This is a genomic window from Methylobacterium sp. J-030 (assembly GCF_022829545.1).
GTDB lineage: Bacteria > Pseudomonadota > Alphaproteobacteria > Rhizobiales > Beijerinckiaceae > Methylobacterium.
Genome location: NZ_JAKSYM010000174.1, coordinates 1 through 20,839, shown reverse-complemented (window position 1 = coordinate 20,839; position 20,839 = coordinate 1). Strand labels below are relative to the sequence as shown.

Sequence of the window (20,839 nt, the reverse complement as noted above, 5' to 3'; positions counted from 1 at the left end):
CGTTGACGGAGACCTGGGAGACGCTGGACCTGCCGCGGGCCGGGACAGTGTTCGTCGAGGCGGCGGAGTAGGTTTTTTCGAGGCTCGCCGCGCGTTTCCCTCCCCCCTCTGCGGGGGAGGGTGGCCCCTGCGTCAGCAGGGGTCGGGAGAGGGGAGCGCGGGTTCAGGAACAGGCGCGACTTTCATGAAGGGCGCAGCTTTATTCTGCGCCGTCGCTCCCCTCTCCCGACCCGCTTCGCGGCTCCCCCTCCCCCGCACAGGGGGGAGGGGGAGCCGCTGCACTCTCCGCGCCTGCCCCGGCGCCCGCCCATGTCCCGCCCCCATCTCGTCTTTTCAGGCGCGCCCCTGTAACCACAGCACCAATTCTCCCCGGCGAAAAGTCTCAAAAAAATGATCTCCTCACCCCTCATGACCGTGATGGTCGACGCCGTGCGCAAGGCCGCCCGGGGCCTGCGCCGCGACTTCGGCGAGGTCGAGAACCTGCAGGTCTCGCGAAAAGGCCCCGGCGACTTCGTCTCGGCCGCCGACCGGAAGGCCGAGGAGGTGGTGCGCGACGCGCTCATGAAGGCCCGGCCCGGCTACGGCCTCGTGCTGGAGGAGAACGGGATCATCGAGGGCACCGACAAGAGCCATACCTGGCATGTCGATCCCCTCGACGGCACCGCGAACTTCCTGCACGGCGTGCCGCATTTCGCGGTCTCGGTGGGGCTGGAGCGCGAGGGCCAGATCGTGGCCGGCGTGATCTTCGATCCGATCAAGGACGAGCTGTTCGTCGCCGAGCGCGGCAAGGGCGCCTATCTCAACAACCGGCGCCTGCGCGTTTCGGGCCGCCAGGACATGGCCGACGCGCTGGTCGGCTACGGCACGCCCTATCTGGGCCGCGGCAGTCATCCGCGCCTGCTGCGCGAGCTCGGCGCCGTGATGGCGGTGGCCGGCGGCACCCGCCGGATGGGCTCGGCGGCCCTCGACCTGGCCTACGTCGCCTGCGGGCGTCTCGACGCCTACTGGGAGCGCGACCTCCAGACCTACGATTTCGCTGCCGGCGTGATCCTGGTGCGCGAGGCCGGCGGCTACGTGACCTCGGCGGACGGTGCGGCCGAGCCGCTGGCGCCGCGCTCGGTGGCCTGCGGCAACGAGGGGCTGCACCGGGAACTCGTCGCCATCCTCAAGAAGGTGCAGGCGGCCTGAATCGCAGGAAACTGGTCAGGGCGCCGGGCTTCTGCTTTAAGCCCGCGTTCCCTCACGGAAGGCCGAACGCATGGAAGCCCGCCGCCACGTCGCGCTCAAGGAGTCGATCCGCTCGATTCCCGACTATCCGAAGCCCGGCATCATCTTCCGCGACATCACCACCCTGCTCAGCGATCCGCGCGCCTTCCGGCGGGCGGTGGACGCGCTGGTGCATCCCTACGCGGGCGGACAGATCCAGCAGGTGGCCGGCATCGAGGCGCGGGGCTTCATCTTAGGGGGCGCCATCGCACACCAACTCTCCGCGGGCTTCGTGCCGATCCGCAAGAAGGGCAAGCTTCCGCACAAGACCGTCTCGATCGCCTACGCCCTCGAATACGGCACCGACGAGATCGAGATCCACGTCGATGCCGTGAAGCCGGGCGACAAGGTGCTGCTGGTCGACGACCTGATCGCCACCGGCGGGACCGCCACCGCGGCCGTGAACCTGCTGCAGAAGATCGGCGCCGAAATCGTGGCCGCCTGCGCCGTGATCGATCTGCCCGAGATCGGCGGCGCCCAGCGCCTGCGCGACATGGGCGTCGAGGTGCGCACCCTGATGCAGTTCGAGGGGCATTGAGGCTGGCGGGAAGACATTCTGGACCGCTGCGCGGCACATTCTGCGCTGGATCCCGGATCAGGTTCCGCTGTCGCTCCACCTGTCCGGGGAAAGGTGGCGTTTGAGAATGAAGCGCGGCGCCCTTTCCCGGGCGCATGCAGCGCCAGCGGAATGCGACCCGGGACCCAGCACGAGATTTGCCGCGTCGCGGCCCCGATCGAACCCCGCGAAACGTTGACTTCGCCGGACCCATCCGCCATAAGCCCGCCACTCGCGACGTGGCGCCCCGCCTGGGCGCCCTTCGTGTTTGCAGACAACCAGGACGCGTGAAGGTCGGGTGCAGCAAGAGCTGCCCGCGAGCGCGCCTCGACCTTTGAAGGCTCTGAGCCATGAAGAGAACCTACCAGCCGAGCAAGCTCGTCCGTAAGCGCCGCCACGGTTTCCGCGCGCGCATGGCCACCGCGGGTGGCCGCAAGGTGATCGCGCGCCGCCGCGCCCACGGCCGCAAGAAGCTGTCGGCGTAAGGCCGGAGTGCCCTCCGCGGCCGCGCCGCGGGGGATGGGATTGGCCGGGATCGGACCATCGATGGCGACGATCGAGCGGCTCAAGAGACGACCCGACTTCCTGGCGGCGGCCGAGGGGCGCCGCTTCCACACCGAGCGGATGAGTGCCCAGGGTCGTCTCCGGACGACGGACGGACCGCCCGGCCTCCGGCTCGGCTTCACCATCACGAAGCGGGTCGGCCACGCGACGGAGCGCAACCGCATCCGCCGCCGCCTGCGCGCCGCCGTGTCCCTGGTCGCGGCCGATCTCCCCAGCGACCTCGCGAGCCTGCCGGCCGACATCGTGCTGATCGCCCGCCGTCCCGCCCTCGATGCGCCCTTCGCGACCCTCGCCGAGGATCTGCGCCGCGCTCTGCCCGCGGTGACGCGCCCGGCCGCCCCTCGGCCTTCGGGACAGGGCCGCGGCAAGCGGCCCCCCGGCAAGTCTGGCGGTCCGCCTTCCAAGACCACACCTCTCGCCCCAGACGCGGGCCAGCCCGCGCCGTCCGGCCACGCCGACATCGGCACGTCGTACGGGCGCGGCAGAGGTCCCCGAATCACAGGCGTGCACGGGTCCGACGGGATCGGCGCGCGCCCTGACGTCACTCCGAACGCGTGCGGCGGTGTCCCCGATGGGCAATGACAAGACGAACATGTTCGTGGCCATCGGCCTGTCGCTGCTGGTGCTGCTCGGTTGGCAGTACTTCGTGGCCGGCCCGCGCGTGGAGCAGCAGCGGCTGATCGAGGCGCAGAACAAGGCCGCGCAGCAGCAGCAACAGCCCCCGGGCGTCACCCCGGACGGCGTGCCCTCGCCGTCCCCGAAGGAGGGCGGCCCGGCCGCGCCGGCCCCCGGCACGCTGCCGACCGCGCAGGGCGGCCCGGTCTCCCGCGAGGCGGCGCTCGCCCGCTCGCCGCGCATCCGCATCGAGACTCCGGCGCTCGCAGGCTCGATCGCGCTCAAGGGCGGCCGCATCGACGACGTGTCGCTGAAGAACTACCACGAGACCGTCGATCCCAAGAGCCCCGAGATCGTGCTGTTCTCCCCGGCCGGCAGCGAGACGCCCTACTACGCCGAGTTCGGCTGGGTCGGCGCCGATGCCGGGCCGCTGCCCACCAACGACACCCTCTGGACCAGCGACCGCAAGACGCTCTCGCCCGGGAGCCCCGTGACCCTGACCTGGGACAACGGCGCCGGCCTCGTCTTCAAGCGCATCATCGCGGTCGACGACAAGTACATGTTCACCCTCCGCGATGAGGTCGAGAACAAGGGTTCGGGGGCGATCACGCTCTACCCGTACAGCCTTGTCTCCCGCTGGGGTAAGCCGCACACGCAAGGATACTACGTCCTGCACGAGGGCATGATCGGCTATCTCGGCAACGACGGCCTGCAGGAATTCACCTACGACAAGCTCGCCAAGGAGGGCGCCTACGGCGGCGCCAACACCAAGGGCAAGGCCTGGACCGGCGTGTCCGGCGGCTTCGTGGGCATCACCGACAAGTACTGGGCGGCGGCCGCGATCCCCGATCAGGACACGCCCTATACCGGCGCCTTCACCGACCGGACCGACGGCGCCACCAACGTCTATCAGGCGAGCGTGCGCGGCGACGCGGTGAATCTCGCCGCAGGCGCCTCGGCCACCGCCACCCAGCGGCTGTTCGCGGGCGCCAAGGAAGTCAACCTGATCAACAATTACGAGAAGGACCTCGGCATCCGGCACTTCGATCTGATGATCGACTGGGGCTGGTTCTTCTTCATCACCAAGCCGATGTTCCGGGCGCTGGACTTCTTCTACCACCTGTTCGGCAATTTCGGCGTCTCGATCTTGGTGGTGACCTTCTGCCTGAAGCTGCTGTTCCTGCCGATCGCGAACCGGTCCTACGTCTCCATGGCCAAGATGAAGGCCGTGCAGCCGGAGATGGCCGCCATCCGCGAGCGGTACAAGGACGACCGCATGAAGCAGCAGCAGGCCACGATGGAGCTGTACAAGAAGGAGAAGATCAATCCGGTCGCCGGCTGCTGGCCGGTGCTGATCCAGATCCCGGTCTTCTTCGCGCTCTACAAGGTGCTGTTCATCACCATCGAGATGCGCCACGCGCCGTTCTTCGGCTGGATCCACGACCTCGCGGCGCCGGATCCGACCAGCGTGGTGAACCTGTTCGGCCTGCTGCCCTTCCCGGCGCCCGACTTCGTCCACCTGGGCGTCTGGCCGCTGATCATGGGCGTGACCATGTTCGTGCAGATGAAGATGAACCCCGCGCCGCCGGACCCGGTCCAGGCGCAGATCTTCACCTTCATGCCGATCGTGTTCACCTTCATGCTGGGCTCGTTTCCCGCCGGCCTCGTGATCTACTGGGCCTGGAACAACACCCTGTCGGTGACCCAGCAATACATCATCATGCGCCGCAACGGCGTGAAGGTGGAGCTGTGGGACAACCTGCGGAACACGTTCCGGCGCGGCAACGGCACCAAGGCGGCCGCCACCAAGAGCTGACGGGCGAGACGCCGTGCAGGACGCCGTGCGAGACACAGTGACCGAGACCAACGACGACGCGGCCGACCTCATCGAGGCCGGTCGCCTGCTCTTCGCCGGCGCCGCCGATTTCTACGCGGCTGCCCAGACCCTCGACCGGCTGCCGCCCATGGAGGGCGTCGAGATCGCCTTCGCGGGGCGCTCGAACGTCGGCAAGTCGAGCCTGATCAACGCGCTCACCGGCCGCAACACCCTGGCGCGGACCTCGCACACGCCGGGGCGGACGCAGCAGCTCAACTTCTTCCGGATCGGCACGCGCCTGTCGCTGGTCGACATGCCGGGCTACGGCTACGCGGCGGTCGAGAAGGCCAAGGTCGAGGCCTGGACCCGGCTGATCCATGCCTACCTGAAGGGTCGCGTCAACCTCGCTCGGGTGTTCATGCTGATCGACGCCCGGCACGGCTTCAAGTCGATCGACACGGACGTGCTCGACGGGCTCGACAAGGCGGCGGTGAGCTATCAAGTCGTGCTGACCAAGGGCGATTCGCTCAAGAAGGGCGAGGTCTCCGCCCGCATCGCCGGGATCGAGGCGGGGCTCGCCAAGCGCCCGGCCGCCTTTCCGCAGGTGATCCTCACGTCGAGCCGGGACGATGCCGGGGTGCCGGAGCTGCGGGCGGCGATCGCCAGGCTGCTGGCGGAGCGCGGCGCGTGAGGCTTTCAGGCGTCGACCGCGCCCTGGCGGCGCTTGCCTGCCTTGCCGGATTGCTCGGCGTGGCGCTCAGCGCCGCTGCCGCGCACATCCCGGGGGCGGATTCGCTGAAGACGGCGGCGCAGTTCCTGCTGTTCCACGCGCCGGCGATCCTGGCCTTGGTCGGGTTCGGCGCGGCTGGCCTCGCCCGTCCGGGTCTCGCCCGCGCGGCGGCGGGGCTGCTGGTCGTCGGCCTGATCCTGTTCTGCGGCGATCTCGCGGCGCGCACGTGGCTCCAGCACGCGCTCTTCCCGATGGCTGCCCCCACCGGCGGCTTCGCCCTGATGGGCGGCTGGCTCGCGGGGATGCTGTGTGCGCTGGTGCCGGTGCGGGCTTGAACCGACGGGCCCCGTCCAGGCGGTATGCTCGGATCCGACGCCCTCGCGTCGAGCTGATTATGCACCCACCCTTTCCCGGGCGCATGGAGCGCCAGCGGAATGCGACCCGGGAGCCAGCACGCGAGGTCGCGAAGCGTCCATCTGGATCAACCTGAGCCGCTGGCGCGGCGCTTGTCGTGCTGGGTCCCGGATCCGGTTCCGCTGTCGCTCCACCTGTCCGGGAAAGGGGGGCGCCTCGCTGACCTCGTCAGGCCGCCACCACCCCGACGGTCAGGCGATACCCGAAGACCGACACGGCTTCGGCCAGCCGGTCGAGGCCGGTCGGATGGTCGGGATCGAGGATGCGGCGCGCCTCCTTCGCGTTCACGGCGAGGCGTTCCGCCAAGCCCACCTTGGAGAGTCCGGATCGGCGCCACAGGACGTAGAGGCTGGCTTTCGCGGCCAGCGCCGGAGCGACGGCGATTCGGTGGAGCCCTGCGGTCGGGTGCGAAGTCGCCGGGGGCGGTTCCAGATCCATCCCGAAATGGATGCGACCGCGAAGGGCGGCGTCGAGGGCGTGCGCCATTTCGTGAAGCGCCCGCGCTTCGTCTTCACCGGACGCTATAGCGTTCGGCATCGCCTCGGCGTAGGCGCCGATTGAGCCATTCTCTTCGCGCCGGAGTTCCACGGCATAGGTCCAATCGAAATCCATCTTCACGACTCGTGTGTGTGCGGATGAAGTCGCGCTCTCGAGTAAGACAGGCGCCCGTTCGAACCCTTCCAGGAGCGGCTCAAGGTCGCCGCGAGCCGATATGGCTCAATCGGCCGCTCGCACCTGCAGAAACGCCACCGGCGGCCCCTGCGTCTCCGAGAACACACCGGCCGTCAGCGCCCCGCCGTAGACCGCTCCGGTGTCGAGGTTGGTGCGGAACCGGCGCCGCTCCGGGCGGCCGCTGCGCTGGGGCGTGTGGCCGTGGACCACGTGCCGGCCGAAATCGTGGTCGCCCTCCAGGAACGGCTCCCGGATCCACAACCGGTTGTGGTCGTCCGGATCCGGAATCTCGGCCCCGGGCCGGAAACCCGCATGGACGTACCAGCGCGCCGCATCGCCGTGCAGGGTGGGCAGGGCCTCGATCCAGTCGAGGGTGTCGCGGGGCAGGTCGGCGACCGCGTGCGCGCCGAACGAGTCGAGCGTCGCGTCGCCGCCGTTGTACAGCCAGCGCTCGGCAGCCTGCGGCATGTGGAGCGCGTCGAGCAGCATGCGCTCGTGATTGCCCATGATGCATACGACGCGATCCGGTTCAGCCCGGTTGAGGCGGCTGATGGTGCGCAGGACGCCAGCGCTGTCGGGGCCGCGGTCGATGTAGTCGCCTAGGAAGACCAGCCGGTGGGCGCGGTCTCCGGCATGGCCGGCGATCCGCTCCAGCAACCCGTCGAGCAGGCCGGCGCAGCCGTGGACATCGCCGATGGCGTAGGTGAGGGGGCCGGAATCCATGGCGGCATCGTCCACCGGAGCAGCCCGCGCCGCAAGGCCGGCCGGACGCGAAGGGCGCTATTCCGCGAGGTCCCGCATCTCCGCGATCAGATCGGACTTGCCCTCGAAGCCGATGCCGGGCAGCTCGGGCATGGTGATGTGGCCATCCTCCACCCGCACCCCGTCCGGGAAGCCGCCATAGGGCTGGAACAGGTCCGGGTAGCTCTCGTTGCCGCCGAGCCCGAGCCCCGCCGCGATGTTGAGCGACATCTGGTGCCCGCCATGGGGGATGCAGCGGGACGGCGACCAGCCGAACTCCGCCAGCACGTCGAGGGTGCGCAGGTACTCCACCAGCCCGTACGACAGGGCGCAATCGAATTGCAGCCAGTCGCGGTCGGGGCGCATGTTGCCGTAGCGCAGCAGGTTGCGGGCGTCCTGGTGCGAGAACAGGTTCTCGCCGGTGGCCATCGGCCCGGGATAGTAGGGCGCCAGCGCCGCCTGAAGCGCGTAGTCGAGCGGGTCGCCCGCCTCCTCGTACCAGAACAGCGGATAGTCCCGCAGCATCCGCGCATACGCGATGGCGGTCTCGAGGTCGAAGCGGCCGTTGGCGTCCACGGCGAGGCGGCCGCTTCCGCCGATCTCGGCGAGCACTGCCTCGATCCGGCGCCGATCCGCGTCGATCGGGGCGCCGCCGATCTTCATCTTCACGACCGTGTAGCCGCGGTCGAGATAGCCGCGCATCTCGGCCCGAAGGGCGGAATCGTCCTTGCCCGGATAGTAGTAGCCGCCGGCCGCATAGACGAAGACCCGCGGGTCGGCCGTGCGGCCCTTCCGCTCCGCCAGCATCCGGAACAGCGGCTGCCCGGCGATCTTGGCTGTCGCGTCCCAGACCGCCATGTCGAGGGTGCCGACCGCCACCGAGCGCTCGCCGTGGCCGCCGGGCTTCTCGTTACGCATCATCGCGGCCCAGATCCGGTGTGGATCGAGGGTGTCGCCGGCATCGGTCAGGAGGCTCGCCGGCTCGGCCTCCAGGATCCGATCGCGGAACCGCTCGCGGATCAGGCCGCCCTGGCCGTAGCGCCCGTTGGAGTTGAAGCCGTAGCCGACGACCCGGCGCCCGTCCCGCACCACGTCGGTGACCACCGCCACGAGGCTCGTGGTCATCTTCGAGAAGTCGATGTAGGCGTTGCGGATCGGCGAGGCGATCGGCTTGGTGACCTCGCGGACGTCGACGATGCGCATGGCGGCTTCTCCCGGCTGGCGGATCCCGAAGCCGTAGCGCCGATCCGGACCGGGCGGCCAATGCCGTTTCCGGCACACGCGATGCGCGGACGGCATCGTCCGCGCCCCGCCGAGGAGCGTCGGATGGATCTGGACTGGCTGAAGGATTTCCTGGCGCTGTCCGAGCACGCAACCTTCTCGCGGGCGGCCGAGGCGCGGCATGTCACCCAGCCGGCGTTCAGCCGGCGGATCCGCGCCCTGGAGGACTGGGTCGGCACGCCCCTGTTCCTGCGCGGCGCGCAGGGCGCCACCCCGACCTGCGCGGGCGAGCGGTTCCGACCGAGGGCAGAGGCGCTCGCCCGCGATGTGGAGCAGGCGCGGCGGGAGGCCCGGGCGGCCGGCGACCGGGCCGGGGCGAGCCTCGCGATCGCGGCGACGCACGCCCTGTCGTTCACCTTCTTCCCCGGCTGGATCCGGCAGCACGTGCGGTTCGAGGCGCTCGGTGCCCTCAACCTGATTTCGGACAGCATGGCGGCCTGCGAGGCGACCATGCTCGCCGGAGAGGTGCAGTTCCTGCTGTGCCACCACCGCGCCGACGCGCCGACCCGCCTCGGCGAACGGTTCGACTCCGTCCGCATCGGCCGGGACAGCCTCGTCCCGCTCTGCGCGCCCGCGGCCGGCGGCGCGCCGCTCTGGCCCCTGGCGGACCGGGCGCGTCCGGTTCCCTACCTCGCCTACGGCAACGCCTCGGGCCTTGGCCGGATCCTCGCGGCGAGCGGTGTCGCGGGGGCATGCGAGCCCGTCTTCACGTCCCATCTCGCGGCCACGCTCCTGACCATGGCCCGCGCGGGCGACGGCGTGGCGTGGCTGCCGGCGACGCTGGCCGGGGAGGCGCTGGAGCGGGGTCAGCTCGTCCGGGCCGGCCCGGAAACCCTGGATGTCCCGGTCGAGATCCGGCTGTTCCGCTCGCCGACGAACCGGACCGGCGCAGCCGACGCCCTTTGGCGGGGGCTAGGTGGCGCCGATTCCGCGGGACCGTCTCAGCCGTTCGTGACCCGCGCGTAGCGTCCGTCGTTGCGGCCGGCCCGGATCAGCGCGAGGACCTCCGCCTCCCGGTCGGCCTGTGCCTGCACCGCCGCGCGCAGATCCGGCGCGATCCCGGGCGGGAAGGTCACGACGCCGTCCGCATCGCCCACCACCGCGTCGCCCGGGTTCACCGTCCAGCCGCCGATGCTGACCGGCAGGTTGGTCGCGCCGGGCCCCGCCTTGAACGGGCCGCGCGGTGTCGCTGCTCGTCAGCGTTCGGCCCCCGGCGCCGCGCCGCTCGTGGCGAGCTTGCGGCGGGCATCCGCCTGGCCGCTGGCCGCCCCGAAATAGGTCGCCGAGTCGCCGAGCTGGACCGCGGGCTGGCAATTCGGCGTGCAGGACAGCGACTCCCGGTCGAGCCCGCGCTGGACCGTGATGGTGGAATCCCGGGACGCCTCCACGCGGATCATCGTCTCGGCGATCATCGAGCCCGCAGTGTCGAGGGCGATCAGGTTGGTCGAACCGAAGCTCTTGCCCGTGAGCACGAGCACGCCGCTCTTCTGCAGCGTGACGTCCGCGATGATCGGATTTCCGACGATGACGGTCGACGTCTTTTCCGGCAGCCGGATCACCTTCGCGTTATCCACCAGCACGGTCACCACCGGCAGCGGCTGGGACTGGCCGGCCGCCGCCGCGATGCCCATCAACAGGAGAAAGAGGCCGGCTCGGCCCGCATGCGACAGAGTGCGGTGCATCGGACATGCTCGCGTGGAGGCGGTCGGCGGACGGGACTCCGCCCGGCGTCAGTGGATAACCTCCACCGGTGAAGGAAGCGCTAAGCACGCTCAAGTGAGTGCCCCGGCACGCGATGCCGGGATCGGCGCCCGGCCGGCGAAACCGAACCTTCACCACGCTGGCGGCTGTTCGAACTCTTGGTGCGACCAAAATCGGGCTTAACCGATTTTCAAGGCGAAATCGGCAGTTTGTGCGAGCCGCCGATCGAGACCTGAAAATTCTTCGTCGGTCATCGCGTAAGTTCTGGTCGCACTGAATTGATCGAAGGATAGTCCCTCATGAAGAGCCTGTTCACGCGTTTCGCCTCTGACGAGTCCGGCGCCACCGCCATCGAGTACGGCATGATCGCGGCGCTGATCGCCGTCGTCATCATCGCCGCCCTCAAGACGGTCGGCACCAACCTCACCAACAAGTTCAACCAGATCTCCGGCAACCTCAACTGATCGGTCCGCGAAGGTCACGATCTGCGGCAGGTCCGAGACGCCCCCGTCGTGCGTGAGCCGGCGTGGGCGTACTCGACCGGCCGCCGCGGTCGTATCGGGCATGGAGACGATTTCCGAGGGTCGGGTGTCCCGGCCCTGCGTATTCCCCGGCAACAGGCATCGTAGGTTGGCCCCGAGATGATCGGTGCGGGCGTCGCAAGCTTTCAGATGGCAGGCCTGGGCCTGTCGGGTTTCGGACTGCTCGTGCTGTTTCCGTTCCTGATGGCCTATGCCGCAGCGAGCGATCTGCTGACGATGCTGATCCCGAACCGGATCTCGCTGGCCCTGGTCGCCGGCTTCGTGGTGCTCGCCGTGTCGGGCCCGATGAGCTGGACCGAGATCGGCTTCCACCTCGGCGCGGGGGCGGCGATCCTCGCGGTGACCTTCACGCTGTTCGCCTTCGGCATCATCGGCGGCGGCGACGCCAAGCTGGCGGCCGCGACTGCCCTGTGGCTCGGATTCGATGGCCTCGGCGACTATCTCCTCGTCGCCTCGCTCCTCGGCGGCGCGTTGACGCTCGCCATCCTCTTCGCGCGCGCCCATCCCCTGCCGCTGCGCGTCGCACGCATGCCGTTCGCCCTGCATCTGCACGATGCGAAGACCGGCATTCCCTATGGCATCGCCCTGGCGGCGGCGGCCCTCCTGGTCCTGCCCGAGACCGAAGTCTGGAGCCGGGCGCTCGCCGGTTGAGAGGCCCGGCATGGCGGCACGGTCCGGGTGGGCATCGCCGGCCTGCAGCGATTCCGGAATCCGAGAGCTGGAGCGCCGGTTCCAGCCCCGCTAGAAGTCGGGCATGCCCCTCGCGCTGCTGCGACGTCCCGATCCTGATCACCTCGAGGTCCAGCACGAGGGCGCGCGTTTTCGCATCGCGCTCCGGCGGCGCCCGACCGCGCGCCGCATCACCCTCCGGATCTCGGCCGCCACCGGCGAGGTGGTGATCACGCTTCCGAGCCGGACGGCCGTGAACACGGCGCAGCTCTTCGCCGCGAGCCATGCGGGCTGGATCGCCGCGCGCCTCGCCCGTCTGCCCGAACGCGTGGTCTTCGCGCCCGGCGCGAGCCTGCCGCTGCGGGGCGAGCCCCATCGGGTGAGCCTGCGGGGCACCCGCGGCGGCGTGCGCATCGCGCTCGAAGCGGGAGAGCCCGTGATCTCGGTTGCCTGCGAGCCCGCCCATGCGGCGCGCCGGATCCGGGATTTTCTGATCCGGGAGGCCCGGCGCGATCTCGCGCTGGCGGTGGAGCGCTACGCGCCGCGTCTCGGGCAGCGGCCGGTCCGCATGACCCTGCGCGATACCCGCAGCCGCTGGGGCTCGTGCACGGCGCGCGGCGAGCTGAACTTCTCGTGGCGCCTGATCCTGGCTCCGCCGATGGTGCTCGATTATCTCGTCGCCCACGAGATGGCGCATCTGCGCGAGATGAACCACTCGCCCCGGTTCTGGACGCTGCTGCGCGACCTCTGCCCGAATGTGGACGCCGCCGAGGCGTGGCTCAAGCGCAACGGCACCGGTCTGCATCGCTACGGCTGAGCGACGGAGGATCGAAGCCGGTGCTTTCGTGGAGGGCAGTGCAGCACGGGATCGGTGCCTGCAGGCGTGAAGATGCGCATCCCTGTCCCGGACAGGTGGAGCGCCGGCGGAACCTGATCCAGGATCCGCCACGAAGAGCGCCGCGCCGGCGGCACAGGCCGATTTGGATCGACCCTTCGCGACGCCGTGTGCCGGCTCCCGGGTCACAATCCGCTTTCACTGCATGCGCCCGGGAAAGGGTCAGCGCACGGCCGGCTCGACGCGATGGCGTCGGGTTTCCCGTCAACACCTCGAAGGGGCTGGAGGACTGAGCCTCCGAGTGATCGCGCGAGGTGACGCCGAACCGGCATCCGCTTCGGCGCAGAGCGCTCGAAATCAGCCCTTGGAGCGCAGCACGCGCTCGCGGACGACGGTATCGGCCGGCCAGGTCGGCCGCGGATCGACCTCGCCCGGATTGAGGGTGCGTGGGGCGACGCTGTCGCAGATCTCGCGCTGGCGGATGATCACCGGGTTGCCGAAGGCGTCGCGCCGGCGGATCAGCCCGCCGTCCCGGCAATAGCCGGCGATCGCCGCCTGCCCCTGGCGCCGGCCGTACGGATTCACCGCCACGGGCGGATGCTCGATCACCAGTGTATCCATGTGATTGAGTGAGCGCTCGACATAGGTGGTCTCGTCGACCGGCAGGCTTTGAGCCCCGGCCTGCGTCAGGGCGGCCATCAGGCAGGCGGCCGAAAGGGCGAGCGGGCGCATCACGGCTCCAAAATCCGGCGCTTGAGGACTGATCAGGACTTAATCTAGGCCTCGCATTCGTGCGCGGATAGCACCGCCGCGCAACACAGGACCCAGATCGCTTGACAGCGCGGGGCCGGCCATGGTCCGAACACGCCCGATTGTACGGCTCCCGCCCGCTTGCGGCCGGAGCGTTCCGAAGGGATCGGAAGGGATCGGTGGTGCCGCTTCACGCGAGGCTCGTTCGATTTCGGCGCGCGGTCCGGCGCGCCGCCCTGCCGGTCTTCCTCGCCCTCGTCGCGGCGGCGCTCGCCCCCGCAGGGCGAGCCATCGGACCTGCAATGGCTCAGGGCATGGTGCGCAAGACCTTCGACGATTGGCAATTGCGCTGCGAGACGCCCGCCGGCGCCAAGGCCGAGCAATGCGCCCTGGTGCAGTATCTCGCCGCCGAGGATCGGCCCAACCTGACCCTGGTGGTCATCGTGCTGAAGACGGCCGACAACCGCGGCTACCTGCTGCGGGTGGTGGCGCCGCTGGGCGTGCTCCTGCCCTCGGGCCTCGGCCTGAAGATCGACCAGACCGATATCGGCCGGGCCGGGTTCGTCCGCTGCCTCACCACCGGCTGCGTCGCCGAGGTGGTGATGGATGACGGCCTGATCCGCCAGTTCAAGAGCGGCACGCAGGCGACCTTCATCGTGTTCCAGACGCCCGAAGAGGGCGTCGGCATCCCGCTCTCGATGAAGGGCTTCGCGGCCGGGTTCGACAGCCTGAAATGACGGGGCCGCTCGGGAGCCGTGCGATGATCGGACAATGGAATGGCGTCGGAAGCGGGCATCGGAGCGCTGCCGCACTGCTGGTCCTCGCGCTGGCTGCGGTGCCGGCCCGGGCCGAGGATGGCAACGTCTTCACCAACCTGTTCAAGTTCGGCGGCACCACGGTCCCGCCGTCGCAGTCCGAGAGCCTCGATCCGCCCTATTGCCCGCCCGTGGAGGTCGCCGACGGTGCGGCCGCCTCGCGCACCATGGCTGGGGCGAACGTGCGCACCCAGTTCTCCCTCGGGCGTCTGGCCCGCGAGTGCACGCGGCTTCCGGACGGCTCGATCACCGTCAAGGTCGGCGTCGAGGTCAACGTCCTGCTGGGGCCGGCCGGGGCGTCGGGCCGGTTCGACGTGCCGGTCACGTTCCAGATCCGCCACGACGGCAAGGTGATCACGAGCCGCGTCGAGCGGGCCGGCGTGGTCGTCGGGCCCGGAGAGGCCCAGGGCTTCGCCACCATCCTGGCCGACGCGCTGACCGTCCCGGTCGCGATGACGGCGGATTACGACATCGCGGTCGGCGTCGGCGCGCTGGGCAAGGGCGCGACAGGCATGGGTGCGACCGGCAAGACCGCCGCGAAGCCGCGCCGCCGGAAGCCGGCGGTCGCCGAGGCGCCCCCGGGCGGAGGCGACGACACTGCCCAGTGACGCCGCGGCGCGCCGCGTCGATCCAGGGTCATCGCCTGCCTATCGCGGCCGGCCCTGGTTCGGCCGCGCGACCCGCTTCCGCCTGGAACCATCGGACGATCCCGTCTTCGATCGCCGGCTCGTCCTCCCGGACCGCCCGACCGGCTGGATCGTGCTGAGCTATCGCGACGGCACCGCGGTTGCGCCGCGACGCCCGATCCTGCGCGTCCTGCGCGGCTCCCACATGACCCCTCAGGATTTCGTGCTTCCGGGGTCGTTCCCGGGCGCCGCGCACTGGCTCGGCCTGATCCCGCCGGATGCCCGGGAGATCCGGCTCTGCGCCGGCCCCGATTTCGTGCTGGAGCGCGTCGGCACCCGGCGCGAGATCGGCGTCTTGGCGCAGTGTCTCCTGCGGCGCCCGTGGCGCTTCGTCGGGGCGCTCTACGAACGGGCCCGCGGTTCGGAGCGGCGCTACCGGGATACGCTGCGCGGGACCTGCGCGGTGACGCTGCTTGCAAGGTTCGACGCCTGGGCCGCCGCCAGGACCCTGCCGATCCCCCTTGCGCCCGCGAACCTGCGGATCCGCTGCCTCATCCTGGCGCGTCCCGGCGAGACGGCGGCCGTGGCCGCCACCCTGGATGCCCTTCAGGTACAGACGCATCGCCCGGAGGCGATCTGCGTCGCCTGGGAGGGCGCGCCGCCCGGCACGCCGGATGCGCGCGCCGTCTCTCTGTGCTGGGACGAGCGCGCCGGGCCGGACGACCTCGTTGCCGAGTCCGAGGCCCTGTGCCTGCTTCGGTCTGGCGACGTCCCGGGGGCCGACGCCCTGGCGTTCCTGGCGCAGGCGCTTCAGGGCGCGGACGTTGCCTATGGCGACGCCGTCGGGTCGGACGGCAGGCCACGCCTGAAGCCGGACTGGAGCCCGGACCTCACCCTGGCGACGGGCTATCCGGGCCGCCCGCTGCTCGCGTCGCGCGCGTTCCTCGCCGCGTCCCTGCCGGCACCCCTCGGTCCGATGGCGCAGATAGAGCTCGCGCTGGATGTCGCCGCCGTCTCGGGGCGGGCGCAGGTCGTCCATGTCGCGCGCCTTCTCGCTCGTACCGCGGCCGATCCCCTCGATCCGTCCGCCCGGGCGTCGGCGCTCGACGCCCGCCTGAAGGGTCCGGGCGCCCCATCGGCCACATCCGGGGATAGTGCCGTCCGGCTTGTCTGGCCGCTGCCGGACCCCGCACCGGCGGTCAGCATCGTGATCCCCTCGCGCGACCGGCTCGACCTGATCGCCCGCGTCTGCCGCGGCGTCCTGCACGAGACGGCCTACGCGCCGATCGAGCTGATCATCGTCGACAACGGTTCCACCGATCCCGCCGTGCTGGCCCACTACGAGACGTTGCGCCGGGATCCGCGCGTGCGCATCCGCATCGACCCGCAACCGTTCAACTTCGCCGCCATGGTCAATGCCGGCGTCGCTCTGGCGTCGGGCGCCGTGATCGTCCTTCTCAACAACGACGTGGCCGTGCTGGAGCCCGAATGGCTGGGCGCGATGGTCCGGCAGGCCTGCCGCCCGGAGGTCGGCGCCGTGGGCGCGAAGCTCCTCTACGGCGACGGCACCCTGCAGCACGCCGGCGTCGTGGTCGGACTCGGCGGACGGGCGGGCCACATCCTGCGCCGCCGCCCCGGGGATACGCCGGGCCATCTCGGGCGCCTGCGGATCGCCCACGAGGTCTCCGCGGTGACGGCCGCCTGCCTCGCCGTGGCGCGCGAGAAATATATGACGGTGGGCGGCTTCGACGCCGATTCCTTCCCGGTGGATTTCAACGACGTCGACTTCTGCCTCCGGCTCGGCGCCGCCGGCTGGAAAACCGTCTGGACCCCGGACGCCACCCTCGCGCATCTCGAATCCGTGAGCCGCGGGCCCTCGGTCGGCGCAGAGCGCGCGCGGTTCGAGCGGGAGGCCGCGCGCTTCTCCGACCGATGGCGCGATGTGATCCGCCACGATCCGTACTACCATCCCGCCCTGTCGCTCACGACCTTCGGCGAGGATCTGGAATGATGTCCCGCCGGCGCGGGCTCGCCGACGCGGCGCGCCGGATCCTTTCCCATCCCCGCGAGGCCGGCGCGATCCTCTGGGCACGCCTGACGGGCAAGCGTCTGCGCGCCCGGCAGAGGCTCGCGGCTTTGGTCGGTATCGATCACCGGCTCACCCTGCCGGCGCGGGTTCTCGACCGCTTCCTTCCGGCCTCCGAGCGACCGGGCGGCGACATCCGCCTGATCGGCGACGGCGAACTCGTGGCCGGCGCCCGGGCGCGCATCACCGAAGCCTTCGCGGCCGATCCCGGCCTGCAAGCCCTCTACGGCGACGCCCTCGTGCAGGAACTGCCCGGCGGCCCGGTGCTGCCGCTCCTCCCGCCGGTCTTCGACACCGACCGGCTCGCGGCCTTCGATTTTCTGGGGCCTTTCCTGGCCTATCGGCGCACGGCCTTCGATTCGGGAGCCGACCCGGTAAGCCCGGCCGATGCGGCGTTCCGGATTGCCGAGCGGCACGGCCCCGGCGCCATCGGCCACCGGCCGGAGATCCTGTCGGTCCGGCGCGCGGGCCGATCCGAGGCCGCTGCGTTGCGAGGGGGAGGGGAGCGGATCCATCATCGCGTGGTGGAGGCCCATCTCGATCGGACAGGCCGCGCCGGGGTCCGCATCGTCGCCGCGCCGGACGGCCTCCTGCGCGTGGAATATCCGCTCCCTGATCCGCCGCCGCTCGCCAGCCTGATCGTGCCGACTCGCGACCGCCTCGACCTGCTCCGCCCCTGCCTCGAGAGCCTGCGGGACCGCACCGACTGGCCATCGATCGAGATCCTGGTCTGCGACAACGACAGCCGCGAGCCGGAGACCCTTGCCTACCTGGTCGATCTGGAGCGGCAGGGGAGGGGGCATGTCGTGCCCTGTCCCGGACCGTTCAACTTCGCCGCCATGAACAACGCCGCCGCCGCCCGTGCCCGGGGCCGGCTGCTGGTCTTCGTCAACAACGACGTCGAGGCGTTCCGGCCCGACTGGCTGTCCCTCATGGCCCGGGAGGCCCTGCGCCCGGATGTCGGCGCCGTCGGCGCAAGACTCCTCGACGGCGAGGGCCGGATCCAGCACGGCGGCATCGTGCTCGGCACCGGCGGGCTCGTCACCCACGGGCACCGCTACTTCCCGGGCGACGCGCCGGGCTATCGCGCGGACCTTCGCACCACCCATAGGGTCTCGGCGGTCACGGCGGCCTGCCTGGTCGTCGAGGCGGACAAATTCCGGGCGCTGGGCGGTTTCGACGATGCCGCCTTCGCGGTCGATTTCAACGACGTCGATCTCTGCCTGCGCCTCGACGCGGCCGGCTATCGCACGCTGCTGGTACCGGAGGCGGTGCTCCACCACCGCGAGGCGGCGAGTCGCCGCTGGACCCCGGAGGCGCGCGCCCGGCACGCCCGCGAGATCGCCGCCCTCAGACAAAGATGGGGGCCGCTGCTGGCGCAGGACCCCCATTATCACCCGGGCTTCGACCCGGACCTCTCGACCCATGCGCGCCTGCGCCGGGACTTCTTGCAGGCGAGGCCGGCTCAGGTCCGCCGGCCACACCCCTGAGCGCTTACTGGACGAGCCGCGGCCCGCCGCCCTGCACCTTCTCGTTCTCAGACATGATGCCGAGCCGCTTGGCGACCTCCGTGTAGGCCTCGATCAGGCCTCCGAGATCCTTGCGGAACCGGTCCTTGTCGAGCTTGTCGGAGGACTTGATGTCCCAGAGCCGGCACGAATCCGGGGAGATCTCGTCGGCGACGACGATGCGCATCATGTCGCCTTCCCAGAGGCGGCCGGTCTCCATCTTGAAGTCCACGAGCCGGATCCCGACGCCGAGGAAGAGACCCGACAGGAAGTCGTTGACGCGGATCGCCAGCGCCATGATGTCGTCGATCTCCTGGGGCGTCGCCCAGCCGAAGGCCGTGATGTGCTCCTCGGAGACCATCGGGTCGTTCAGCGCATCGTTCTTGTAGTAGAACTCGATGATCGAGCGCGGCAGCTGGGTGCCCTCCTCCAGGCCCAGCCGCGTGGCCAGCGAACCGGCCGCGACGTTGCGCACAACCACCTCAAGCGGGATGATCTCGACCTCGCGGATCAGCTGCTCGCGCATGTTGAGCCGGCGGATGAAGTGCGTCGGTACGCCGATATCGTTGAGGTGCTGGAAGACGAACTCGGAGATCCGGTTGTTCAGCACGCCCTTGCCGTCGATGACCTCATGCTTCTTCGCGTTGAAGGCCGTCGCGTCATCCTTGAAATGCTGGATGAGCGTGCCGGGCTCGGGCCCCTCGTAGAGGACCTTCGCCTTGCCCTCGTAGATGCGACGGCGGCGGTTCATAGGCGTGTACCGTGGTTTGAGGAAGTCCATGGGCCGAGGCTCCTAGTGCGCGACGATGGAAAGGATCCGCGGCGCGGCGACCGGACGCGAGGTCGGGCAGCCGGACGGCCTCTGCCCGATGGCCCCGGCGACCGGTCGCCAAACTAGCCGAACCGGGCTGCCAGCACAACGCGTTAGCCCGCGGGGCGGGATTGCGGAGGTCGCCCCGCGCGTGCCCGGGACGGTCCTACGCGACCGTCTTGGAGGGGTATCGGCAGAGATCCGCGATGCGGCAGCGCGGGCATTCGGGCTTGCGCGCCTTGCAGGTGTAGCGGCCGTGCAGGATCAGCCAGTGATGGGCGTGCAGCCGGTAGTCTTCCGGCACGATCGCCTCCAGCCCGGCCTGAACCTTGTCGGTGGTCGCGCCGACGAAGAGCGGGATCCGGTTCGACACACGGAAGATGTGGGTGTCGACCGCGATTCGGGGAACCCCGAAGGCGATGTTGAGGACGACGCTCGCGGTCTTGGCGCCGACGCCGGGCAGCACCTGGAGTGCCTCCAGGCTCGCCGGCACTTCGCCACCATGCTGCTCCACGAGGATCCGCGAGAGCGCCACCACGTTCCTGGCCTTGGTGTTGAACAGGCCGATCGTACGGACGAAGTCGCGGACCCGCTCCTCGCCGAGGGCCAGCATCGTCTCCGGCGTATCGGCCACCGCGAAAAGTGGGCCGGTGGCGAGATTGACGCCGCGGTCGGTCGCCTGGGCCGAGAGCACCACGGCGACCAGCAGGGTGAACGGGTTGACGTAATGCAGCTCGCCCCTCGGTTCGGGCTCGGCGGCCTGGAATCGCCTGAAGATCTCGGCGAGGGTTTCCGAATCGACGGCTTCGGGGGTCGTATCGACCTGGGCGGTGACGGCGGGCCGGATCGGGCCTGCGAGGCGGCCGGAGGCGGCGCCTCGGCACCGCTTCGCCGCCCCGCGGGCGGCGCGATCCGTCACGGGACTCGGTGGCTTTCTGGCGGGCATGGCTGCGTTATATGGGTCCCATGGCGAGCGGCAATCCTTCCGTGCATCCCTATGGTCGCGATCCCGATTCGATCGACCGGCCCGTCTTCGCGGCGACCATCCGGCCGCACCAGTCGCTGAGCCGTCTCGGGTTCCGCGTGGTGATGACCGGCTGCTGCGCGGTCTCCGTCACGGTCTCGGTCTGGGCCTGGCGGATGGGCTTCTGGCCGGTGGCCGGCTTCTTCGGCCTCGACATGCTGGCGATCTACGCGGCGCTGAAGGTGAGCGCCCGGCGCGGCCGCTCCTTCGAGGAGGTGATGATCTCGCAGATCGAGATCCTGCTCGCCCGGGTTAGCCACAGGGGCGAGCGGCGCGAGTGGCGGTTCAACCCGCTCTGGACCAAGCTGGAGACGGTGGAGGACGACGAGTACGGTCTGCAGCGGCTGACCCTCGTCTCCCGCCGGCAGCAGGCGCTCGTCGCCCGGGATGCCGGGCCCGACGAGCGCGCCCGGGTGGCCCAGGGCCTGAGCGCGGCATTGGCGCAGGTGAAGAAGGGCTACTGATCGAAGCCCGCCCTGCGGGGCCAAAAAAGTTGCCCGCGCCGGCGAACAAGGCGGTTGACGCCGGTGAGTGAGGTCCGTATACCCCGGTTCATCGGCGCCGGCCGCGAGAGTGGACCGGGCGCTGAGTTATCTTCTGACAAGCGGGTTGACTGGCTGGCGAAGTCGCCGGGCGGTCTTCTGTTTGCCTCTGACGGCCCTGGGCGACTGGGGCGCTCTTTGACAAGTTGTGAATGAGGAAGGGAGACGCGGGCGGCGTTTGTCCTTGCGGCTGGGGTTTTGGCCCTGGCGTGAGAAGGACTTGTGCTGATCTGTCGTTATCTCTTTTGAGCTCACCGACGGGTATTTGGCGCTGT

General features: G+C 70.2%; 23 protein-coding genes and 1 pseudogene. 16 read left to right on the top strand and 8 right to left on the bottom strand.

What is annotated here, in order from left to right; translation table 11 throughout:
• Positions 1 to 390: 390 nt before the first annotated feature.
• From MKK75_RS11750 to MKK75_RS11720, 7 genes are all read left to right on the top strand, one after another.
• A complete protein-coding gene (locus MKK75_RS11750) occupies positions 391 to 1,188 on the top strand; it encodes an inositol monophosphatase family protein (RefSeq protein WP_244042752.1) in 798 nt (265 codons plus the stop codon).
• Positions 1,189 to 1,258: 70 nt separating this feature from the next.
• Positions 1,259 to 1,804 (top strand): adenine phosphoribosyltransferase, encoded by a 546-nt coding sequence (locus MKK75_RS11745; RefSeq protein WP_244042751.1) that lies wholly within the window; start codon positions 1,259 to 1,261, stop codon positions 1,802 to 1,804.
• Between the two features lie 368 nt (positions 1,805 to 2,172).
• On the top strand, positions 2,173 to 2,307 hold the full coding sequence (gene rpmH / locus MKK75_RS11740) for a 50S ribosomal protein L34 (RefSeq protein WP_039893469.1): 135 nt from the start codon (positions 2,173 to 2,175) through the stop codon (positions 2,305 to 2,307).
• 61 nt (positions 2,308 to 2,368) lie between these two features.
• The gene (gene rnpA / locus MKK75_RS11735) at positions 2,369 to 2,968 is read left to right on the top strand and encodes a ribonuclease P protein component (protein WP_244042750.1); all 600 of its coding nucleotides are present in this window, start codon (positions 2,369 to 2,371) and stop codon (positions 2,966 to 2,968) included.
• Entirely contained in the window at positions 2,958 to 4,817 is a 1,860-nt protein-coding gene (yidC, locus tag MKK75_RS11730) for a membrane protein insertase YidC (RefSeq protein ID WP_244042749.1), read from the top strand. Before rnpA ends, yidC begins: the two co-directional genes overlap by 11 nt.
• Before the next feature lie 37 nt (positions 4,818 to 4,854).
• Positions 4,855 to 5,508, top strand: coding sequence for a ribosome biogenesis GTP-binding protein YihA/YsxC (gene yihA / locus MKK75_RS11725; RefSeq protein WP_244042748.1), 654 nt, complete (start codon positions 4,855 to 4,857; stop codon positions 5,506 to 5,508).
• Complete coding sequence (locus MKK75_RS11720) at positions 5,505 to 5,882, top strand: DUF423 domain-containing protein (protein WP_244042747.1); 378 nt, start codon at positions 5,505 to 5,507, stop codon at positions 5,880 to 5,882. The genes yihA and MKK75_RS11720 overlap by 4 nt, the downstream gene beginning before the upstream one ends.
• Before the next feature lie 247 nt (positions 5,883 to 6,129).
• Here the strand turns inward: MKK75_RS11720 and MKK75_RS11715 are convergent, their stop codons facing one another.
• The 3 genes from MKK75_RS11715 to MKK75_RS11705 all read right to left on the bottom strand — a co-directional run bounded on the left by MKK75_RS11715 (position 6,130) and on the right by MKK75_RS11705 (position 8,577).
• The gene (locus MKK75_RS11715) at positions 6,130 to 6,573 is read right to left on the bottom strand and encodes a hypothetical protein (protein ID WP_244042746.1); all 444 of its coding nucleotides are present in this window, start codon (positions 6,571 to 6,573) and stop codon (positions 6,130 to 6,132) included.
• Between the two features lie 105 nt (positions 6,574 to 6,678).
• Positions 6,679 to 7,356, bottom strand: coding sequence for a metallophosphoesterase family protein (locus tag MKK75_RS11710; protein WP_244042745.1), 678 nt, complete (start codon positions 7,354 to 7,356; stop codon positions 6,679 to 6,681).
• A 57-nt stretch (positions 7,357 to 7,413) separates the two neighbouring features.
• Entirely contained in the window at positions 7,414 to 8,577 is a 1,164-nt protein-coding gene (locus MKK75_RS11705; RefSeq protein ID WP_244042744.1) for a mandelate racemase/muconate lactonizing enzyme family protein, read from the bottom strand.
• A 123-nt stretch (positions 8,578 to 8,700) separates the two neighbouring features.
• Between MKK75_RS11705 and MKK75_RS11700 the strand changes: the two genes are divergently transcribed.
• The gene (locus tag MKK75_RS11700) at positions 8,701 to 9,621 is read left to right on the top strand and encodes a LysR family transcriptional regulator (RefSeq protein ID WP_244042743.1); all 921 of its coding nucleotides are present in this window, start codon (positions 8,701 to 8,703) and stop codon (positions 9,619 to 9,621) included.
• Here the strand turns inward: MKK75_RS11700 and MKK75_RS11695 are convergent.
• Both MKK75_RS11695 and MKK75_RS11690 read right to left on the bottom strand, forming a co-directional pair.
• A pseudogene (locus MKK75_RS11695) lies at positions 9,597 to 9,851 on the bottom strand (RraA family protein); the annotation flags it as partial. The gene MKK75_RS11700 and the pseudogene MKK75_RS11695 overlap by 25 nt on opposite strands.
• Complete coding sequence (locus tag MKK75_RS11690) at positions 9,852 to 10,337, bottom strand: pilus assembly protein N-terminal domain-containing protein (protein ID WP_244042742.1); 486 nt, start codon at positions 10,335 to 10,337, stop codon at positions 9,852 to 9,854.
• Positions 10,338 to 10,655: 318 nt separating this feature from the next.
• On the opposite strand from MKK75_RS11690, the gene MKK75_RS11685 reads away from it, so the two are divergent.
• From MKK75_RS11685 to MKK75_RS11675, 3 genes are all read left to right on the top strand, one after another.
• A complete protein-coding gene (locus MKK75_RS11685; protein WP_244042741.1) occupies positions 10,656 to 10,820 on the top strand; it encodes a Flp family type IVb pilin in 165 nt (54 codons plus the stop codon).
• 177 nt (positions 10,821 to 10,997) lie between these two features.
• The gene (locus tag MKK75_RS11680) at positions 10,998 to 11,549 is read left to right on the top strand and encodes a prepilin peptidase (RefSeq protein ID WP_244042740.1); all 552 of its coding nucleotides are present in this window, start codon (positions 10,998 to 11,000) and stop codon (positions 11,547 to 11,549) included.
• Positions 11,550 to 11,652: 103 nt separating this feature from the next.
• Positions 11,653 to 12,384 (top strand): M48 family metallopeptidase, encoded by a 732-nt coding sequence (locus tag MKK75_RS11675; RefSeq protein WP_244042739.1) that lies wholly within the window; start codon positions 11,653 to 11,655, stop codon positions 12,382 to 12,384.
• A gap of 375 nt (positions 12,385 to 12,759) precedes the next feature.
• On the opposite strand, the gene MKK75_RS11670 is transcribed toward MKK75_RS11675, so the two are convergent.
• The gene (locus tag MKK75_RS11670; RefSeq protein ID WP_244042738.1) at positions 12,760 to 13,134 is read right to left on the bottom strand and encodes a hypothetical protein; all 375 of its coding nucleotides are present in this window, start codon (positions 13,132 to 13,134) and stop codon (positions 12,760 to 12,762) included.
• A gap of 197 nt (positions 13,135 to 13,331) precedes the next feature.
• On the opposite strand from MKK75_RS11670, the gene MKK75_RS11665 reads away from it, so the two are divergent.
• From MKK75_RS11665 to MKK75_RS11650, 4 genes are all read left to right on the top strand, one after another.
• Positions 13,332 to 13,889, top strand: coding sequence for an invasion associated locus B family protein (locus MKK75_RS11665; protein ID WP_244042737.1), 558 nt, complete (start codon positions 13,332 to 13,334; stop codon positions 13,887 to 13,889).
• 23 nt (positions 13,890 to 13,912) lie between these two features.
• Positions 13,913 to 14,575, top strand: coding sequence for a hypothetical protein (locus MKK75_RS11660; RefSeq protein WP_244042736.1), 663 nt, complete (start codon positions 13,913 to 13,915; stop codon positions 14,573 to 14,575).
• Between the two features lie 151 nt (positions 14,576 to 14,726).
• On the top strand, positions 14,727 to 16,604 hold the full coding sequence (locus MKK75_RS11655) for a glycosyltransferase family 2 protein (RefSeq protein ID WP_244042735.1): 1,878 nt from the start codon (positions 14,727 to 14,729) through the stop codon (positions 16,602 to 16,604).
• Positions 16,601 to 18,169: a glycosyltransferase gene (locus MKK75_RS11650; RefSeq protein ID WP_244042734.1), complete on the top strand. Its 1,569-nt coding sequence runs from the start codon at positions 16,601 to 16,603 to the stop codon at positions 18,167 to 18,169. Before MKK75_RS11655 ends, MKK75_RS11650 begins: the two co-directional genes overlap by 4 nt.
• Before the next feature lie 4 nt (positions 18,170 to 18,173).
• Here MKK75_RS11650 and purC read toward each other — a convergent pair whose 3' ends face one another.
• Positions 18,174 to 18,968 (bottom strand): phosphoribosylaminoimidazolesuccinocarboxamide synthase, encoded by a 795-nt coding sequence (gene purC / locus MKK75_RS11645; protein ID WP_010684691.1) that lies wholly within the window; start codon positions 18,966 to 18,968, stop codon positions 18,174 to 18,176.
• Positions 18,969 to 19,164: 196 nt separating this feature from the next.
• Positions 19,165 to 19,944, bottom strand: a complete 780-nt coding sequence (nth, locus tag MKK75_RS11640) for an endonuclease III (RefSeq protein ID WP_244042733.1) — start codon at positions 19,942 to 19,944, stop codon at positions 19,165 to 19,167.
• Positions 19,945 to 19,964: 20 nt separating this feature from the next.
• On the opposite strand from nth, the gene MKK75_RS11635 reads away from it, so the two are divergent.
• Positions 19,965 to 20,486, top strand: a complete 522-nt coding sequence (locus MKK75_RS11635) for a DUF2244 domain-containing protein (RefSeq protein ID WP_244042732.1) — start codon at positions 19,965 to 19,967, stop codon at positions 20,484 to 20,486.
• Positions 20,487 to 20,839 lie beyond the last annotated feature (353 nt).

What these genes read in the sequence shown, in the direction of transcription:
- purC (WP_010684691.1), bottom strand. Translation starts at nt 18,968, where the DNA reads ATGGACTTCCTCAAACCACGGTACACGCCTATGAACCGCCGCCGTCGC.
- MKK75_RS11750 (WP_244042752.1), top strand. Translation starts at nt 391, where the DNA reads ATGATCTCCTCACCCCTCATGACCGTGATGGTCGACGCCGTGCGCAAG.
- MKK75_RS11710 (WP_244042745.1), bottom strand. Translation starts at nt 7,356, where the DNA reads ATGGATTCCGGCCCCCTCACCTACGCCATCGGCGATGTCCACGGCTGC.
- MKK75_RS11745 (WP_244042751.1), top strand. Translation starts at nt 1,259, where the DNA reads ATGGAAGCCCGCCGCCACGTCGCGCTCAAGGAGTCGATCCGCTCGATT.
- MKK75_RS11690 (WP_244042742.1), bottom strand. Translation starts at nt 10,337, where the DNA reads ATGCACCGCACTCTGTCGCATGCGGGCCGAGCCGGCCTCTTTCTCCTG.
- MKK75_RS11700 (WP_244042743.1), top strand. Translation starts at nt 8,701, where the DNA reads ATGGATCTGGACTGGCTGAAGGATTTCCTGGCGCTGTCCGAGCACGCA.
- MKK75_RS11675 (WP_244042739.1), top strand. Translation starts at nt 11,653, where the DNA reads ATGCCCCTCGCGCTGCTGCGACGTCCCGATCCTGATCACCTCGAGGTC.
- yidC (WP_244042749.1), top strand. Translation starts at nt 2,958, where the DNA reads ATGGGCAATGACAAGACGAACATGTTCGTGGCCATCGGCCTGTCGCTG.
- rpmH (WP_039893469.1), top strand. Translation starts at nt 2,173, where the DNA reads ATGAAGAGAACCTACCAGCCGAGCAAGCTCGTCCGTAAGCGCCGCCAC.
- MKK75_RS11705 (WP_244042744.1), bottom strand. Translation starts at nt 8,577, where the DNA reads ATGCGCATCGTCGACGTCCGCGAGGTCACCAAGCCGATCGCCTCGCCG.
- rnpA (WP_244042750.1), top strand. Translation starts at nt 2,369, where the DNA reads ATGGCGACGATCGAGCGGCTCAAGAGACGACCCGACTTCCTGGCGGCG.
- MKK75_RS11685 (WP_244042741.1), top strand. Translation starts at nt 10,656, where the DNA reads ATGAAGAGCCTGTTCACGCGTTTCGCCTCTGACGAGTCCGGCGCCACC.
- MKK75_RS11670 (WP_244042738.1), bottom strand. Translation starts at nt 13,134, where the DNA reads ATGCGCCCGCTCGCCCTTTCGGCCGCCTGCCTGATGGCCGCCCTGACG.
- MKK75_RS11660 (WP_244042736.1), top strand. Translation starts at nt 13,913, where the DNA reads ATGATCGGACAATGGAATGGCGTCGGAAGCGGGCATCGGAGCGCTGCC.
- MKK75_RS11715 (WP_244042746.1), bottom strand. Translation starts at nt 6,573, where the DNA reads ATGGATTTCGATTGGACCTATGCCGTGGAACTCCGGCGCGAAGAGAAT.
- MKK75_RS11650 (WP_244042734.1), top strand. Translation starts at nt 16,601, where the DNA reads ATGATGTCCCGCCGGCGCGGGCTCGCCGACGCGGCGCGCCGGATCCTT.
- MKK75_RS11680 (WP_244042740.1), top strand. Translation starts at nt 10,998, where the DNA reads ATGATCGGTGCGGGCGTCGCAAGCTTTCAGATGGCAGGCCTGGGCCTG.
- nth (WP_244042733.1), bottom strand. Translation starts at nt 19,944, where the DNA reads ATGCCCGCCAGAAAGCCACCGAGTCCCGTGACGGATCGCGCCGCCCGC.
- MKK75_RS11635 (WP_244042732.1), top strand. Translation starts at nt 19,965, where the DNA reads ATGGCGAGCGGCAATCCTTCCGTGCATCCCTATGGTCGCGATCCCGAT.